Genomic DNA, 14,279 nt, shown 5'->3' on the forward strand with positions numbered 1-14,279 from the left:
CGACGGCGCCAGGGGGCGTCAGCGCGCCTTCGCGGCGCCGGGCCGGACCAGGGTCGCGCCCAGCGCGGCGCCGACCACGCACGCCACCCCGGCCGCCTGCGGCCAGGCCAGCAGCTCGCCCAGCAGGACCAGCCCGACCAGCGCGCCGATCGCCGGCTCCAGGCTGAGCAGGATCGCGAAGACCCGGGCCGGCATCCGGCGCAGCGCGGCCAGTTCGGCCGAGTACGGCAGCACCGACGACAGCAGTGCCACCGCGACGCCCAGCGCGAGGGTCCACGGGTCGAGCAGCGCCGTGCCGCTGCCGGCGACCCCGAACGGCAGTACGGCGAGCGCGGCGACGGCCATTCCCAGCGCGAGGCCCCGGCTGCCCGGCACGCGGGCGCTGACCGCCTTGCCGAGCAGTACGTACCCGGCCCAGCCGACCGCGATGGCGACGCACAACAGCAGCCCCACCCGGTCCACCCCGGTCCCGCCGAGCCCGCTGATCAGCAGCACCCCGCCGCCCGCCAGGACCGCCCACGCCACGTCGGCGGGCCGGCGGCTGCCGGCGAGCGACACCAGCAGCGGCCCCGCGAAACCGATGGTGACCGCCACGCCGAGCGGCACGCGGTGCAGCGCCGCGTAGAAGGCGAGGTTCATCAGCGCCAGGGTGAGCCCGAACGCCCCGACCAGGCCGGCGGCGCGCCAGCCCAGCCGCAGCCCGGGCCGGGCCACGAGCAGCAGGATCAGCGCGGCGAAGCCGAGCCGCAGCGTGGTCGTACCGCCGGCGCTGGTGCTGCCGAAGAGCTGCTTGGCGACGGCCGCGCCGACCTGGGTGGAGAGCATGCCCAGCAGCATCAGCAGCGGTGGCGGCACGGCCCGGGGCCGGCCGAGGGCGACGGTCAGTCGGGCCGCCGGGTGGCCGGCCGGCAGCGGGCGGGAGGCGAGTGCGTACACCCGGACCACACTGGTCGCGGACGGCGCGGCCCGCGACCGGATTTCCCCGCCCGGCCGGCGGATCCGGGCGGCGGTCCGGTCCCTGGCGGGTTCGGCCCCTGGCGGGTTCGGCCCTGGCGGGTCCGGCCGGGTGGCGGATCCGGGTGGCGGTCCGGTCCCTGGCGGGTTCGGCCCTGGCGGGTCCGGCCCTGGCGGGTCCGGCCGGGTGGCGGTCCGGTCCCTGGCAGGTCCGGCCGGGCGGCGGCGGGGCGGCGGACGCAGGCGTCCGACTGGCCCAGCAGCGCCGGTCCGGTTGGCGCGGCGCTAGCATGCCGGGCGGCACGATCATGTGAGGTGCCCCGCGCGAGCGGGGAGAATCGGGAAGCCGGTGCGAATCCGGCACGGGCCCGCCGCGGTGACCGGGGAGCCACCGTCCACGCGCGAGAGCGCAGCCACTGGCCCGCCCGGGCCGGGAAGGCGGACGGCCAGGCGTCGATCCGGGAGTCCGAAGACCGGCCTCGCGGTCAGGTGCCCACGCCCCGAGCGTGGGCCGAGCGCAGCGGGAGCCTGCCTTGGATCTCTACGACGTCATTCATCGCCGCCGGGACGTCCGCGGCCAGTTCACCGGGGCGCCGGTGCCCGACGAGACGCTGCACCGCGTCCTGACCGCGGCGCACGCCGCGCCGAGCGTCGGCTACTCCCAGCCCTGGGACTTCGTACTCGTCCGCGACCCCGAGCTGCGGCGCCGGTTCCACGAGCACGTCCAGGCCGAGCGGGACACCTTCGCCGCCACCCTGGACGGGGAGGCGGCCGAGCGGTTCGCCCGCATCAAGATCGACGGGGTGCTGGAGTCCACCCTGTCCGTGGTGGTCACCTACGACCCGGCCCGCGGTGGCGCCGCCGTGCTCGGGCGGCACGCCATCGCCGACACCGGGCTCTACTCGGCCTGCCTCGCCATCCAGAACCTCTGGCTGGCCGCCACCGCCGAGGGGCTCGGCGTCGGGTGGGTGTCGTTCTACCGGGAGCCCTGGCTGGCTGAGCTGCTCGGCATCCCCGACGGCGTACGGCCGGTGGCGTGGCTCTGCCTCGGGCCGGTCACCCACTTCGAGGCCGTGCCCGACCTGGCCCGGCACGGCTGGCGGCAGAAGCGCCCGCTGGCCGAGGCGATCCACCACGACCGCTGGACGTCGCCGGACCGCTGACCTCACCACCGCGGAAGGGCTGGGCCCATCCGGCCGGGCGCGCCTGGTTCCGGGCCGGCAGAAACCTCGTCACGCACCGCTGCGGATCCGTCACCGGATACCGGTTTGCGGTCGCTCCTGCCGGGAAGTCGGTACGGGTGCGAGCACTCATGACGAAGATCGAGCAGGCCTCCGCGCTGGACCGGATCGGCGACCGGTTGCAGCGGGCCGTCCAGGCCACCCTCCGCCCAAGGCGCGTTCGCGACCTGCTGCACGGTGTCTGGCTGGGGCACCCGCTGCACCCGGCGATGGTGCAGGTGCCGGTCGGCGCGTGGCTCAGCACGGCCGTGCTGGACCTGATGCAGGGGCAGCGCCGCGCCGCCACCACGCTGTGCGCGGTGGGCACCATCAGCGCCCTGCCGGCTGCGGTCGCCGGGCTCAACGACTGGGCAGCCCTCGCCCGAGACCAGCGCCGGATCGGCCTGGTGCACGCCGCCTCCAACAGCATCGGCCTGGCGTTCTACGCCGGCTCCGTGGCCGCCCGGATGACCGGCCGGCACAACCTCGGCCGTACGCTCGGCTTCCTCGGGCTCAGTGCCGCGAGCACGGGGGCGTACATCGGCGGGCACCTGGCGTACAAGCAGGGCGCGCAGGTCAACCAGAGCATCTCCGAGCTGCACCGGATGAGCGACGGCTGGCACTCGATCGCGGACATGTCCGCCCTGCCGCAGCGAAAGCTGATCACCCGGGAGATCGACGACGTCTCGGTGATCCTCTACCGGCACGGCGACGAGGTCACCGTGATGCTGGAGCGCTGCCCGCACCAGAGCGGCCCGCTCGGCAAGGGCGAGGTGCAGGAGATCGACGGGCACGCGTGCGTGGTCTGCCCGTGGCACGGCAGCACGTTCCGGCTCAACGGCGGCGAGGTCGTGCACGGGCCGTCCGGCAACGACCAGCAGGTCCTGCCCACCCGCATCGTCAACGGCATGCTGGAGACCCGCCTCCCCTGACCCACCCCACCCCACCCCACCCCACCCCACCCCCTCCCTCACACCGCCCCACCCCTCACGCCGGTTGATCTCTCACGCCGGTTGATCTCTCACGCCGGTTGATCTCTCACGCCGGTTGATCATGAAGTTGTTGCCGTCCTGATCGGCGTGTCGCTGCAACAACTTCATGATCAACGAGGGCGCCCGGGGGTGGGTCAGGGGCGGCGGTGGCGGCCGATTAGGGGGTCGCGGGTGGTGTCGGCGTGGGCGCCGGCCAGCGGGCGGGGGGTGGTGGGCGCGTCGCTGTGGCCGCGGGGGGTGCTGTCGCGGGGGATCGCGGTCGTCCCGGTGTGGGTGGCTGCGCCGGCGCCCCGGGGAGCCGCGTCCCGTCCGGTTCCGTCGTGTGCCGTCCGGCCCCGTCCGGTTGCCTTGTGTCCGGTCGCGCGTCCGCTTCCGCTGCGGCTGCCTCCGTCCCGTCCGGCACCCCCGGTGCCTCGACGGCGTGTGGTGGCGGTGCGGGCCGCGCCTGCCGGTACGCGGGCGGGGCGGCCGCGCAGGCCAAGGACCGCGCCGAATTGCGCGCCGACGATGCTCGCCACCGCGAGGACGGCGGAGACCGCGAGTGGTCGGTTCACGCGGTCGGGCTCGCCGGCCCGGGCCGCTCCGACCGTCAGTGTCGGGGCCTCGTCGCCGGTCGCGTCGGCCGGCGGCGGCGCCGGGGCCTGCGCCGGGGGCGGGGGTGTCGCCCGCTCCGGGGTGACCTGTTCAGGGGTGGGCTGCGGGGCCGGCCGGGCCGGCAGGGGTGCGGTGGGCCGGGCGACGAGGCGGCCGGTGGCGTGCCGGCGGGCACCCCGGTCCTCGGCCTCCTGCGGGAGCTTCAGCAACTGGCCCGGGTGGATCCGGTCCGGGTCGTCGACACGGTTCAGCGCGGCCAGTTCACGGTAGTCGTCGAAGTCGTCGAGGTAGCGCTCGGCGACCCTGCCCAGGTGGTCGCCCCGGGCCACCCGGTAGACCACCGCCCCGTCGGCCGAGGCCGCCGGAGCAGGCTGCGCCGCCGAGGCCGGCCAGGTGGCCTGTGGCGGGACAGCCATCGGCGCGTTTGCGATCGGCGCTGCCGGCAGGGCGTACGGGCCGGCGACCGCCGTCGCCGCGCTCGCCGCCGGGCTGGCCGCGATGATCAGCGCGATCGACCCGACCAGGGCGGCGGCGGCCCGCTGCTGGCGGCTCATGCCCGGCAGCCGGGGTGCCGGCCGGCGCAGCGCCTGCGCGCAGAGTTCCACCAGCACGGAGAAGGCGAACGTTGCCCACCCGAACCACCCGGCCAGCGCCAGCGCGCGCAGGAAGAGGCGCCCGTCGTCGCGGCTGGTCAGCGTCGCGCCGATCTCCGCGACGGTGGGCAGGTGGTCGGGCAGCGGGTTGCCGGCGAGGGCGAGCAGCGCCACCGGCGCGCCGACCAGCACCGCGCAGAGCACGACGAGCGCGCCGAGCCCGGTCAGGATCCGTCCGGTCCGCCGTACGGCGGAACGACCCGAAGCGGCCATGGCTGCCTTCCTTCCTACGGTGCTCCGGTGAGCGGCCGCGCGCTCGCCTCGCCGGAGACGGTGACGGTCTCGTCGAAGCCGAACAGGCCGAGCATGGCTCTGTGGTGGGTGACGGTGACGCGTACGCGGACCCGGGTCTCCCCGTCGACGACCGGGAAGCTGACGGTGTGGCCGGCGGCGCCGGCGGCGGCGAGGTAGTCGGCGACGGCCCGGCGGGCCTGCGGCCGGTTGATCCGGGTGGGCCCGCCCTCGATGGCGGTGGCCCGGTCGATGGCCTGACCGCCGGCCCGGGCGGCCTCGGCGGCGAGGTTGTCGGCCCGCTGCAACGTGCGCAGTTGGCCGGCGCCGTCGAAGGCCATGCCGATGACGGCGAGGATCCCGACCATCGCCACCGCGAGGAAGACGCTCACCCGCCCCTCGTCGCCGGGGGTGGCGGGAGCCGGCCGGACCCGACCGGCGGTCATCGCCGGCTCCGGTAGCGGTCCAGGGGCGAGGTGAAGCTCGCCGACACCCGCGTGCCGGCGGGCATCCCCGGCAGGACGGACAGGTGCAGGTCCCGGTAGGAGACGGTGCAGGCGATCCGCACGGTGACCGAGGCGTCCTGCCCGGCGGGGCTGCGGAACGCCGCGTCGAGGGTGGTGGGCCTGCCGCGTACCGCGCCGCTGAAGGTCACCTCCGGGCTGCCAGCGCAGTCCAGGCCCCGCCAGTCGAGCTGCCGGCGGGCCGCGTCCCGCGCCTCCGCACGGGCGGTGCGGGCGTCCCGGGAGATCGACGCGGCGCGGGCGGCGTCGTGGGCGGCGGCCTCGATCGCCTCGGCCGCCACGGCGGTACGCCCCGTGACCCCGGCCAGCACGATCAGCGCGATGAAGGCCGGGGCGAGCACCGCCACCTCGATCGAGACCGAGCCACGCTCGGCGGTACGGCTCACGGCGTGGTCCACCGTTCCACCGTCCCGTGGGCGGTCTGCCGCACCGGGAAGTCGACCCCGGGGACGACCGACAGGGAGCGACCGCGCACCGTGCAGGTCACCTCGGTCCTGGTGCTCTCGCAGCTCGGGGCGGGCTTGTCCCAGTCGACGAGCCAGCCGCCGGCGGCCCGCAGGAACCGGGCGGCCCGGGCCTCGCCGGCCCCGGGCGGCGCCTGGTGCAGCCGTTGCGCGTTGACGGCGCTCTGCGCGGCGTTCAGCGCGGTGGACCGGGCGACGAACCAGGCGGCGGTCTGGATCGAGGCGAAGAGCAGCAGCAGGATCGCCGGCATCGCCACCGCCAGCTCGACCGGGTTGGCCCCCCGGTCGGTCCCGCCGGCTGCCAAACGCCGGGCGACGGCCAGGCCGGGGCGCCGGGCGACGGCTGGACCGGGGCGGCGGGCGGCGGCCAGGCCGGGGCGCCGAGCGGCGGCTGGACCGGGACGCCGGGCGACGGCTGGACCGGGGCGGCGGGCGGCGGCCAGGCCGGGGCGGGCGGCGGCTGGTGCGGGCGGCCGGGCGGCGGCCAGGGCAGGGCACCGGGCGGCGGTGACCGCCCGGCGCCCCGGCGAGGAGTCTGCGCGGCTCACGGATCAGGGCTACTTCGGGTCCTGGTGCTTCGGGATGTTGTCCATCCAGTCGTTGGCCGCGCCGAGGGCGGCGGCGGTGACCGCCATCGCGACGGCGACCAGGCCGAAGATGATCACGGCGGTGGGTACGGGGCTGTCCCCCCGTTCGCCGTCGCGGCGCAGCTCGGCCAGCCGCGCCGCCAGCGCGACGTGCAGGTAGGTGATGACGGACATGACGGGCTCCTTCTCTCGGGGTCGGATCAGAGGCGGGCGATGAACGGGTAGACGGCGAAGCCGAGCAGGACGAAGACGAGCAGCGCCCCGGGGATGTCGAGGCGGCTGGTCACCCCCTCGGCCCGGGCCAGGTTGTCGGTGCGGATCTGGTCGCGTAGTGAGTCCGCGCGGCTGCGCAGGGTCTCGTGCACCTGCGCGCCCTCGCTGCCGGAGGAGCGCATGATCGCCCCGACGTCGCCCAGCTCCGGGATGCCGATGCGCTCGGCGAGGTCGCGCAGTTCGTCCCAGGGCGAGTGCATCTGCATCTGGGCGATCCGCAGCGCCTCGGAGATGCGGTCGAAGACCCAGCCGTCGCAGACCGCCGCCGCCCGTTCCAGCGACTGCACCGGCCCGTGGGCGGCGGCGAGCTGCAATGCGACCAGGTCCAGGTAGGTGCAGACGGCCTGGCGGAACTCGTCGCGGGCCCTGTCCGCCCGGTCCAGCACCGCCCGGTGCGCGACCAGGGCGCAGAGCAGCGCCAGCCCGAGGCTGCCGAGCACGGGCACGACCACCGGCAGCCGTACGCCGACGGCGAGGAGGGTGCCCCCGAGCAGCGTCGGGGCGGCGAGCCCGATCAGCGCGGAGAGCAGCATCGACAGGGCGTACTGCTCGGGGGTCCGGTCGATCAGGGCGAGCTGCCGGTGCGGTGGCCGTAGCCAGCGGCTCAGCCCGGTCAGCCACTCCAGCCGCCGGTCGGCGGGGGCGGTGAGCTGCCCGCCGCCGGGCGGCTGGTGCAGCCGGCGCAGCGCGGGCCCGAGCGCCGGGGTGGCCGGCACCAGTTCGCGGACCACCAGGAAGGCGCCCAGCCCGACGGCTGCCCCGCCGCACACGGCGAGCGCGAGCTGCCAGTTGAGGACCACCAGGCTCAAGCGAGCACCTCCTGCGGGTCGGGGGCGGGCAGGAAGCGCGCCGGCCGGCGCGGCTGGCTCATCGATCGCACCCAGGCCAGCAGGCCGACGAAGGCCGCGCCGAGGGCCGCCATCACGAGCTGCCCGAAGGGCGTGCCGTACGGGCTGACGTACTCGGTGTTGAGCAGCCCGTACGCGACGGTGGCGAGGGTCATCCCGGTGAGGAAGCGGACCGCGAACCGGGGCTGGGTGCGCTTCGCCTCGATCTCCCGGCGGGTGGCCACCTCGGCCGCCGCCGCGTGCGCGATCGAGCCGAGCACGTCGCCGAGGCGCTCGCCCCGGTCGGTCACGTGCAGGATCAGCGCCGCCACCACCTGGTCGCAGACCGGGTCGCCGATCTCGTCGGCGAAGGCGAGCAGCGCGGAGCGGGCCAGCCAGCCGGCCTGGAGGCGGGCGGCGAGCAGCCGTACCTCCTCCTGGATCTCCTCGGGCGCGGTGGCGACCGTGCCGATGATCGTCTGCTGGAGGCCCTGGCCGGTGGCCGAGACGTCCTTGAGCCGGCGGGTCCACTCACCGACCGCCTCGATCCGGGCGATGGCCCGCTGCTCGGCCTTGCCGACCGAGAACAGCCACGGGATGCCGGGGACCGCCACCACGACCAGCAGGCCGACCACCGGCAGGCCGGTGACCAGGAAGGCCAGCGCGCCGGCGACCAGCGCGCCGACCAGTAGGGCCTGGTGCGCCCGCTGCTCGCGCGGGCTGGCGCCGGAGCCCTTCCACAGGCGCTCCAGCCCCCGGCCCGCGCCGGGCCCGCCGGGCGGCCGGCGGGTGCCGACGAGCGCGACGACCGCCAGCAGCAGCCCGGCGACGCAGGCGGCCCCGGAGACCACCGCGACGAGTTCGACGTTGTCCAGCACCGCGGGTCACCGCCGCCCGAGCCGGGTCTGCCGGGGTCGCCGCCAGGCGCCCGTGCCGGCCTCGATCCACCGGCCGAGCAGCCGGGCGTCGTAGCCGACCCGGAGGAGCTGGGCGCGGATCCGCTCGGGCAGGTGCCGGGGCACCGCCCGCCCGTCCGGCCCGGGACCGAACACCTGTGTGGTGGTGATCCGGTTGCCGTCGCCCACGCCGATGACCTCCTCGACGTGCGAGACGAAGCGGTGCTTGCGTCCGCCGATCGCGGTCTCGTCCTCGACGGTGACGTAGACGATCAGGTCGAGCGCGTTGCCGGCCATCCGGCGGGCCTGGTCGACGGTCATCTCCCGGCCGTGCGCCAGCGCCAGCTCGATGATCCGCTCGCTCACCCCGGCGGGCGTACGCGCGTGGATGGTGCACATCGAGCCGCGGCTGGTCGTCATGGCCTGGAGCATCGGGACGATCTCCCGGGACCGGACCTCGCCGACGATGATCCGCAGCACGCCCATCCGCAGCGAGACGGGGATCAGGTCGGCGATGCTCACCTCGCCGGCGGGGCGGCCGTCCGGCCCGCGCTCGCCGTGCCCCTCCCGGGCCTCGAAGCTCATCACCGCCCGGTGCTTGAGCCGGCGGCGGGCCGGCAGCAGCTCCCGGCTCTCCTCCAGCAGCACGTACGGCTCGTCGGCCGGGATCTCGTCCATCAGCGCCCGGATGACCGTGGTCTTCCCGGCCCCGGCCAGGCCGGCCACCATGATGTTCAGCCCGGCCCGCATGGAGGCGCGCAGGAAGTCGCGCACCAGCGGGTCGATCATCTCGTCCAGGTCGCCCTGGCCGCCGGCGAGGTCGTCGAGGCTCACGTCCAGCGTGTTGTGCTTGCGGATCACCGCGTACGGGCGGTGGCTGACCAGGAACACCGCGGCCAGCCGGCTGCCGTCGGGCAGTTGCAGGTCGAGGGTGGGCTTGGAGGTCGACAGCGACCGCTCGGTGGCCCCGGCGCGGCGGGCCGCCGCCTGGAGGATCTCCACCAGTTCGTCGTCGCTGTCGGCGATCGGCTCGGCCCAGTCCACCCCGCCGCCGTGCCGGGTGACGCGCACCTGGTCGCAGCCGAGGATGTGCACCTCCTCGATGGTGTCGTCGACCAGCAGCGTCTGGAGGCGGCCGAGCCCGGCCAGCTCGGCGGTCACCTGGTCGAGCAGGAGCCGCTCCTCGCCGGCCGCCATCGGGGTGCCCGCGCGGCGCACCGCGTCGGCGTACTCGGCCACCACCGCGACCGCGAGCCGGGCGCGCTCGGTGTCCTCCTCGTCGACGGTGAACTCCCGGCCGCGCTGCCACCGGGTGAGCCGTTCGCTGAGTTCCCGGCGCAGCTCGCGGACCACGTGGAAGTCGATCCGGGCCCGGGGCGGCGGCTCCGGCGGTGGCCCGGCCAGCGGCACCGGAAGTGGCGCCGGCTGGTGGTGCCGCCCGTTGGGCGGGGGCAGCGGCGGCGTGGTGGAGGTGACGCCGGGCGGTGCGGTGGCAGTGGCACCGGGCGGGGTGGCGGTGCCGGGCGGCTGTCGGCGCGGATCGGCGGAGACCGGTTCAAACCGCATCCGGCACCCCCTGCGACACGGGCCAGGCCAGCCGGGCGCGCCGCCGCTCCAACAGCGCCCCGACCGGCACCTCCAGGGCCCCGGCCGCGCGCATCAGCGGCCGACCGGCCCGCACGGTGCCGCCCAGGCTGAGCACCTCGGCCGTACGCGGGTCGTCCGGCAGCCGGGCGACCACCGGCAGCCGCAGCGCCTTGCTCACCTCGCCGCTGCCGTGGCCGTCGCCGACCAGCAGCAGCCGCAGACTGCCCGGCGGCACCCGGTGCTCGGCGAAGTCCCGCTCGATCGCCCTGACCATCGCGCGGGTGCCGGACAGGTCGGGCAGCCGGGCGCGGCTGACCAGCAGCACCACCGAGGCCGCGCGCAGGATCGGCCAGGGCGGACCGACGACGTGCAGCCGCCCGCAGTCGACGAGCAGGTCGTACGGCGGGTCGCCGCGTTCCAGGCTGGCGAAGAAGTCGGCGAACCGCTGCCAGAGCGGGGTGACGCTGCCGGCCTGTGCGGGGTCGACGACGCCGGGCAGCAGCAGCCGTTCCCGCTTCGGCGCGTCCAGGTCGACCAGTTGCGACCAGAACGCGGTCTCCAGGTTGCCGTCGCGCAGCTCGCCGACCGCCAGCTCGCCGATGCCCCGGGGGCCGTCGAGCGCACCGCCCAGGTAGCCGGCGAGGATGGACCCGCCGGCCGGGTCGCACTCGGCGAGCACCAGCCGCCGATGCCAGGTCAGGGCGCAGGCCAGGGCGGAGGTGGTGACGCCCGGGGAGCCCTTCGCCGAGACCAGCGCGATGATCGCCATGCTCAGGCCGCCTCGGTCAGCACGACGGCGATCCGTTCCTGCGCGGAGAGCGCCACCACGGCCGGCACGTCCCGCACGGCGAGCGCCAGGTAGACCACCACCTCGTCGTCATCGTCGGATGTCGCGGTGTCGATGACCGTCGCCTCGAACCGGGTGGCGGCGCCCACCGGGCGGTCGTCGTTGCCGTCCGGCGTGCTGACCAGCAGGACCTTGTCGCCGGGGTGCAGCTCGCGGGCGGGCACCTCGGCGGGCCCGAGACCCAGCGCGAGCTGCTGCTGCCCGGGGCCGAGCAGCGGGTCGTCGGTGAGCTGGGCCATGGTCAGCAGCGTCCCGGGGGTCAGCGACACGGCGGCCCGCTTGCCGAGCACCTCGTCGAGCCGGCCGGCCGGGACCGGGGACAGGCCCTGGCCGCCGGCCACCTGCACCGGCATCAGGTCGTCGGCGCCGATCTGCCGGCCGACCTCGACCGGTCGGGCCACGGCGAGGTAGCTGCCGGTGGCGCGTACGGAGGTGACCGCGAACGCCGCCCCCAGGCCGCCGAGGGCGATCAGCAGCACGGCCAGGCCGAGCAGCCCGGGTCGCATCCGGCGCTGCCGCACCACCTTCGGCGGGGCGATCGGCGCGTCCACCGGTCCGGTTCCGTTCCGGGTCGCCACACTCATTCCGACACCACCTGTAGTTCGTTGATCCGGACCGGGACCGTCCCCGTGGTCCGGTTGACCGGGATGACGCCGCTCTGACCGCCGCCTTCCCAGGTCACCGTCCAGTACGTGGTGGCCCGCACCCGGTAGTCGCCGGCCTTCGGGTAGCCGCTGTCGTAGCCGCAGTCGGGGGACCGGCGGCCGGCGTGCGGGCCGTCGGCCCGGTACGGGGTGCCGGCGCCGGTGCAGGTGACCGTGCGGCCGTTGCCCATGTCCCAGACGATCCGGTCGAACGTCGCCGTGATGCTGACGGTCAGGCCCCGCTCGGTCTCCGACGCCTGCTGGGTAGGCCCGAAGTACTTCCGGTCGTGGCTGCTGCCCCACATCCAGACCGGCAGCCCGACCAGGCCGGGGCCCTTGCTGCGGCGGGGGGCGACCGCGATCCGGGGCGCCGCGATGGTGATCTTGGCCAGCGCCCGCCGGGCGAGTTCCTCCGGGTCGGGCGGCGCGCCGAAGCCGGGCGGCGGGGCGTCGCGCAGGACCGTGGTCTGGGCGCCGAGGTCGCCGCCGTTGCAGGTGCGCACGTACCACTGTTTGCCCTCGGGGGCATCGAGCTGGGGCTGGGCGAGCTTGTAGTAGCAGCCGTCGCCGTTGTTGAACCAGCCGAGCACGTCGTCGTAGCACTTCACCGTGCGGCCGTTCCACTGGCACTTCCCGCCGCCGCCACCGCCGCCCGAGTCGCCGCCCCCGCCGGTGTCCCCGCCGCCGCCCGGGCCGCCTGGGGTGCCGGGGTCGTCGTCCCAGACGCTGCAGTCGCTCTGCCCGGGCGGGCACTCCGCGCCGGGGTCCGCGCGCCCCGCGGCGGGTGCGGACACGGCCGCCCCGAGCGCCAGCAGCAGCGCCAGGCCGGCGCCGGCCAGCGCCCGGCGGGTCGCTCCGGCCCCGGTCCCGGCGGTGCGCGTGCGGACCGCCCCGGCCCCGCTCGGCGCGACGGCCGGGGCGCCCCCTCCTTCCCAGGTCAGCACGGCAGGTCCTCGTGGGCGGCGCCGGCGCTGATCAGCCAGCGGCCGTCCGGGTACCGGGTGGCGGTCGCGGTGGCCAGGTGCCGGGTCCCCCCGGTGCCGGGGACGACCCGCTTGTCCCTGGCGTAGACCAGGCGGTAGCCGGTCGCGTCCAGGCAGTCCTGGATCTCCACGGTGGGCGGGCTCGAATCCAGGCTCACCGACGTCACGGTGGGGTCGGAGACCAACGTGCCGGTACGCATCGCGCCGTGCTCCTTCGTCTCGCGGATGGACAGCCGGACCCGGGTCAGCAGCGGGTCGGCGAGGAACCGCGACAGGTCCGGGTGGTGGGGGTCGCTGCGCCCGCTCGCCGTGCGGGACGCGGCGAGGTACCCGGCGTACGCGGCCAGGGCCGCCTTCCTGGCTGCCTGCTCGTCGACGTCCCGATGGGTCGGGGTTGGGGCGCCACCGGCGGGAGCCGCCCGGGTGGTCGTCGCCGGGGCGGCGCCGCAGGCCGTGACCGCCGCGACCGCCGCGATGGCGAGCAGGCGGGCCGTCAACCGGCCGAGCTGCCGTCCGCGCACGTCGTGCCTCCTCGGTGGCCGTCCGGAGGCCGGCGCACCGGCTCCGGGCATGCGGTGGCGCGGCCGAATGGGGCCATCCGGGCCTGTCGGAAAGCGTCGCCGCATTCGCCATTACGGATATCTACAAATGCAGGCCCTGGTTCGTCCCTGTCGTTTCGTCGCGGGGTTGCACCGCACCCAAGGGGCGAGCATAGGCTGACGTCCGCCGATGCAACAGAGGCAATTCAGATGGATACCGTGAGTGATGACAGGTGGTGGCGCCGGGTGGCTGCGGGCGGTGTTGTCGAGTCGGGTCGCGGTCTTCCGCGGTGCGGTTGGGAAAGTCGACGCGGTGGGAGTCCGTCCAGTGGGCGAGTGGGCGTCGTGGTCGTCGGGGGCTGTCCCGGACGCGGCGACTGGTCCGATCCGTCCCCCGTCCCGACGTATCGACATTCCATTCGTATGGGATTCCCGCTCATGTGGTCGCGCCATTTCCGCGTGCATTTCCGCGATTCCGGCGGGAGGGGCGCAGGCCGTCGCGCCCGTTACCGGCCGGCCGGGCCGTCACTACCCTCCGTGTCGTGCCCCGGCGTCCGGCGGGAGGACCCCTCATGGCGCTGACCGAACCGCCGGTGCTGGCGGAGCCCGCCGGGCCGCCGCCGGTCGCCTCCCGTGTCGCGCGGGCGCTGGCCGTCCTCGCCCTCGGCCCGGTGCTCCGCCTCGCCGCGATCCGGTACGCCGTACCGCCGGGGGTGGCCACCAGGACCGGGTGCGACGCCTGCGGCGCTCCGATCGGGCTGGCCCGGCCGTGGCCGGCGCTGGGTCCGGCGGCCCGGTGCGGGCGGTGCCGGGCGCGCGTCGGCCCGCCGCCCGGCGCGGTCGAGCTCGCCGTGGCGGGGGCGCTCGGGGTGCTGCTACTGGTCGGTCCACCCGCCGCGGTGCTGGCCGCCACCGCCTGGTGGCTGGGCTGGGCGATTCCCCTCGTCTTCGTCGACGCGGCCGTGCATCGGCTGCCGGACCGGCTCACCTGGCCCGCCGCGGCCGGCACCTGGCTGCTGCTCGGCGTGGCCGCGCTCGCCGGGGCGGGTCCGGAGCCCTGGCTGCGGGCCACCGTGGCCGGGGCGGGGCTGGCGCTGTTCTTCGCCACCACCACGCTGCTGCTCGGCCGGCGCGGGTTCGGCCTCGGCGACGCCAAACTGGCGCTCGGCGTCGGCACCCTGCTGGGCTGGTACGGCTGGGCCCTCCCGGTGGCCGGGCTCGTGCTCGCCCTGCTGCTCTCCGGGCTGGTCGGTGTCGCGCTCCTGGCCACCCGCCGCGTCGGCTGGCGCAGCCACCTCCCCTTCGGCCCCTTCCTGGCCTGCGGCGCGGTCGCCGCCCTCCTCCTCCCCTAACCCCGCCCCCGCGCTCCCGCCCCCGCGCTCCCGCCCCCGCGCTCCCGCCCCCGCGCTCCCGCCCCCGCGCTCCCGCCCCCGCGCTCCCGCCCCCGCGCTCCCGCCCCCGCGC

General features: G+C 76.2%; 15 protein-coding genes, 1 pseudogene and 1 riboswitch. Of the genes and pseudogenes, 3 read left to right on the plus strand and 13 right to left on the minus strand.

Annotated features, from left to right (window positions below):
• Nucleotides 1-18: 18 nt before the first annotated feature.
• A complete protein-coding gene (locus ACGF5G_RS09110) occupies nucleotides 19-936 on the minus strand; it encodes a DMT family transporter (protein ID WP_393260526.1) in 918 nt (305 codons plus the stop codon).
• 314 nt (nucleotides 937-1,250) lie between these two features.
• A riboswitch (cobalamin riboswitch) is annotated at nucleotides 1,251-1,451 on the plus strand.
• 36 nt (nucleotides 1,452-1,487) lie between these two features.
• On the opposite strand from ACGF5G_RS09110, the gene bluB reads away from it, so the two are divergent.
• The gene (gene bluB / locus ACGF5G_RS09115; RefSeq protein WP_393260528.1) at nucleotides 1,488-2,117 is read left to right on the plus strand and encodes a 5,6-dimethylbenzimidazole synthase; all 630 of its coding nucleotides are present in this window, start codon (nucleotides 1,488-1,490) and stop codon (nucleotides 2,115-2,117) included.
• A 149-nt stretch (nucleotides 2,118-2,266) separates the two neighbouring features.
• Nucleotides 2,267-3,106: a Rieske 2Fe-2S domain-containing protein gene (locus ACGF5G_RS09120; RefSeq protein ID WP_393260531.1), complete on the plus strand. Its 840-nt coding sequence runs from the start codon at nucleotides 2,267-2,269 to the stop codon at nucleotides 3,104-3,106.
• Between the two features lie 452 nt (nucleotides 3,107-3,558).
• Here ACGF5G_RS09120 and ACGF5G_RS09125 read toward each other — a convergent pair.
• From ACGF5G_RS09125 to ACGF5G_RS09180, 12 genes and pseudogenes are all read right to left on the minus strand, one after another.
• Nucleotides 3,559-4,626 (minus strand): annotated as a pseudogene (locus ACGF5G_RS09125) (LysM peptidoglycan-binding domain-containing protein); the annotation flags it as partial.
• A 14-nt stretch (nucleotides 4,627-4,640) separates the two neighbouring features.
• Complete coding sequence (locus ACGF5G_RS09130; RefSeq protein WP_393260533.1) at nucleotides 4,641-5,090, minus strand: pilus assembly protein TadG-related protein; 450 nt, start codon at nucleotides 5,088-5,090, stop codon at nucleotides 4,641-4,643.
• The gene (locus ACGF5G_RS09135; protein ID WP_393260534.1) at nucleotides 5,087-5,566 is read right to left on the minus strand and encodes a TadE/TadG family type IV pilus assembly protein; all 480 of its coding nucleotides are present in this window, start codon (nucleotides 5,564-5,566) and stop codon (nucleotides 5,087-5,089) included. The genes ACGF5G_RS09130 and ACGF5G_RS09135 overlap by 4 nt, the downstream gene beginning before the upstream one ends.
• Complete coding sequence (locus tag ACGF5G_RS09140) at nucleotides 5,551-6,003, minus strand: TadE/TadG family type IV pilus assembly protein (protein WP_393260666.1); 453 nt, start codon at nucleotides 6,001-6,003, stop codon at nucleotides 5,551-5,553. The genes ACGF5G_RS09135 and ACGF5G_RS09140 overlap by 16 nt, the downstream gene beginning before the upstream one ends.
• 186 nt (nucleotides 6,004-6,189) lie before the next feature.
• Entirely contained in the window at nucleotides 6,190-6,393 is a 204-nt protein-coding gene (locus ACGF5G_RS09145) for a hypothetical protein (protein WP_350702076.1), read from the minus strand.
• Nucleotides 6,394-6,419: 26 nt separating this feature from the next.
• Nucleotides 6,420-7,292: a type II secretion system F family protein gene (locus tag ACGF5G_RS09150; protein ID WP_393260669.1), complete on the minus strand. Its 873-nt coding sequence runs from the start codon at nucleotides 7,290-7,292 to the stop codon at nucleotides 6,420-6,422.
• 5 nt (nucleotides 7,293-7,297) lie between these two features.
• Nucleotides 7,298-8,197 carry a type II secretion system F family protein gene (locus tag ACGF5G_RS09155; protein WP_393260536.1) on the minus strand — a complete coding sequence of 300 codons (900 nt, stop codon included), beginning with the start codon at nucleotides 8,195-8,197 and terminating at the stop codon, nucleotides 7,298-7,300.
• A gap of 6 nt (nucleotides 8,198-8,203) precedes the next feature.
• A complete protein-coding gene (locus ACGF5G_RS09160; protein ID WP_393260539.1) occupies nucleotides 8,204-9,781 on the minus strand; it encodes a CpaF family protein in 1,578 nt (525 codons plus the stop codon).
• Nucleotides 9,771-10,571, minus strand: a complete 801-nt coding sequence (locus tag ACGF5G_RS09165) for a ParA family protein (RefSeq protein ID WP_393260541.1) — start codon at nucleotides 10,569-10,571, stop codon at nucleotides 9,771-9,773. Before ACGF5G_RS09165 ends, ACGF5G_RS09160 begins: the two co-directional genes overlap by 11 nt.
• Before the next feature lie 2 nt (nucleotides 10,572-10,573).
• The gene (locus ACGF5G_RS09170) at nucleotides 10,574-11,233 is read right to left on the minus strand and encodes an SAF domain-containing protein (protein WP_393260543.1); all 660 of its coding nucleotides are present in this window, start codon (nucleotides 11,231-11,233) and stop codon (nucleotides 10,574-10,576) included.
• Entirely contained in the window at nucleotides 11,230-12,132 is a 903-nt protein-coding gene (locus ACGF5G_RS09175; protein ID WP_393260672.1) for a hypothetical protein, read from the minus strand. The genes ACGF5G_RS09170 and ACGF5G_RS09175 overlap by 4 nt, the downstream gene beginning before the upstream one ends.
• Before the next feature lie 98 nt (nucleotides 12,133-12,230).
• On the minus strand, nucleotides 12,231-12,797 hold the full coding sequence (locus ACGF5G_RS09180; protein ID WP_393260545.1) for a hypothetical protein: 567 nt from the start codon (nucleotides 12,795-12,797) through the stop codon (nucleotides 12,231-12,233).
• Nucleotides 12,798-13,387: 590 nt separating this feature from the next.
• Here ACGF5G_RS09180 and ACGF5G_RS09185 point away from each other — a divergent pair.
• Nucleotides 13,388-14,167 (plus strand): prepilin peptidase, encoded by a 780-nt coding sequence (locus ACGF5G_RS09185; protein WP_393260547.1) that lies wholly within the window; start codon nucleotides 13,388-13,390, stop codon nucleotides 14,165-14,167.
• The last annotated feature ends 112 nt before the right edge of the window (nucleotides 14,168-14,279 follow it).

The organism is Micromonospora sp. NPDC047730 (assembly GCF_043204765.1).
Lineage (GTDB): Bacteria > Actinomycetota > Actinomycetes > Mycobacteriales > Micromonosporaceae > Micromonospora.

Bases quoted from the DNA above. Each gene is read 5' to 3' on its own strand.
- ACGF5G_RS09120 (WP_393260531.1), top strand. From the start codon at position 2,267: ATGACGAAGATCGAGCAGGCCTCCGCGCTGGACCGGATCGGCGACCGG.
- ACGF5G_RS09130 (WP_393260533.1), bottom strand. From the start codon at position 5,090: ATGACCGCCGGTCGGGTCCGGCCGGCTCCCGCCACCCCCGGCGACGAG.
- ACGF5G_RS09145 (WP_350702076.1), bottom strand. From the start codon at position 6,393: ATGTCCGTCATCACCTACCTGCACGTCGCGCTGGCGGCGCGGCTGGCC.
- ACGF5G_RS09160 (WP_393260539.1), bottom strand. From the start codon at position 9,781: ATGCGGTTTGAACCGGTCTCCGCCGATCCGCGCCGACAGCCGCCCGGC.
- ACGF5G_RS09165 (WP_393260541.1), bottom strand. From the start codon at position 10,571: ATGGCGATCATCGCGCTGGTCTCGGCGAAGGGCTCCCCGGGCGTCACC.
- ACGF5G_RS09170 (WP_393260543.1), bottom strand. From the start codon at position 11,233: ATGAGTGTGGCGACCCGGAACGGAACCGGACCGGTGGACGCGCCGATC.
- ACGF5G_RS09185 (WP_393260547.1), top strand. From the start codon at position 13,388: ATGGCGCTGACCGAACCGCCGGTGCTGGCGGAGCCCGCCGGGCCGCCG.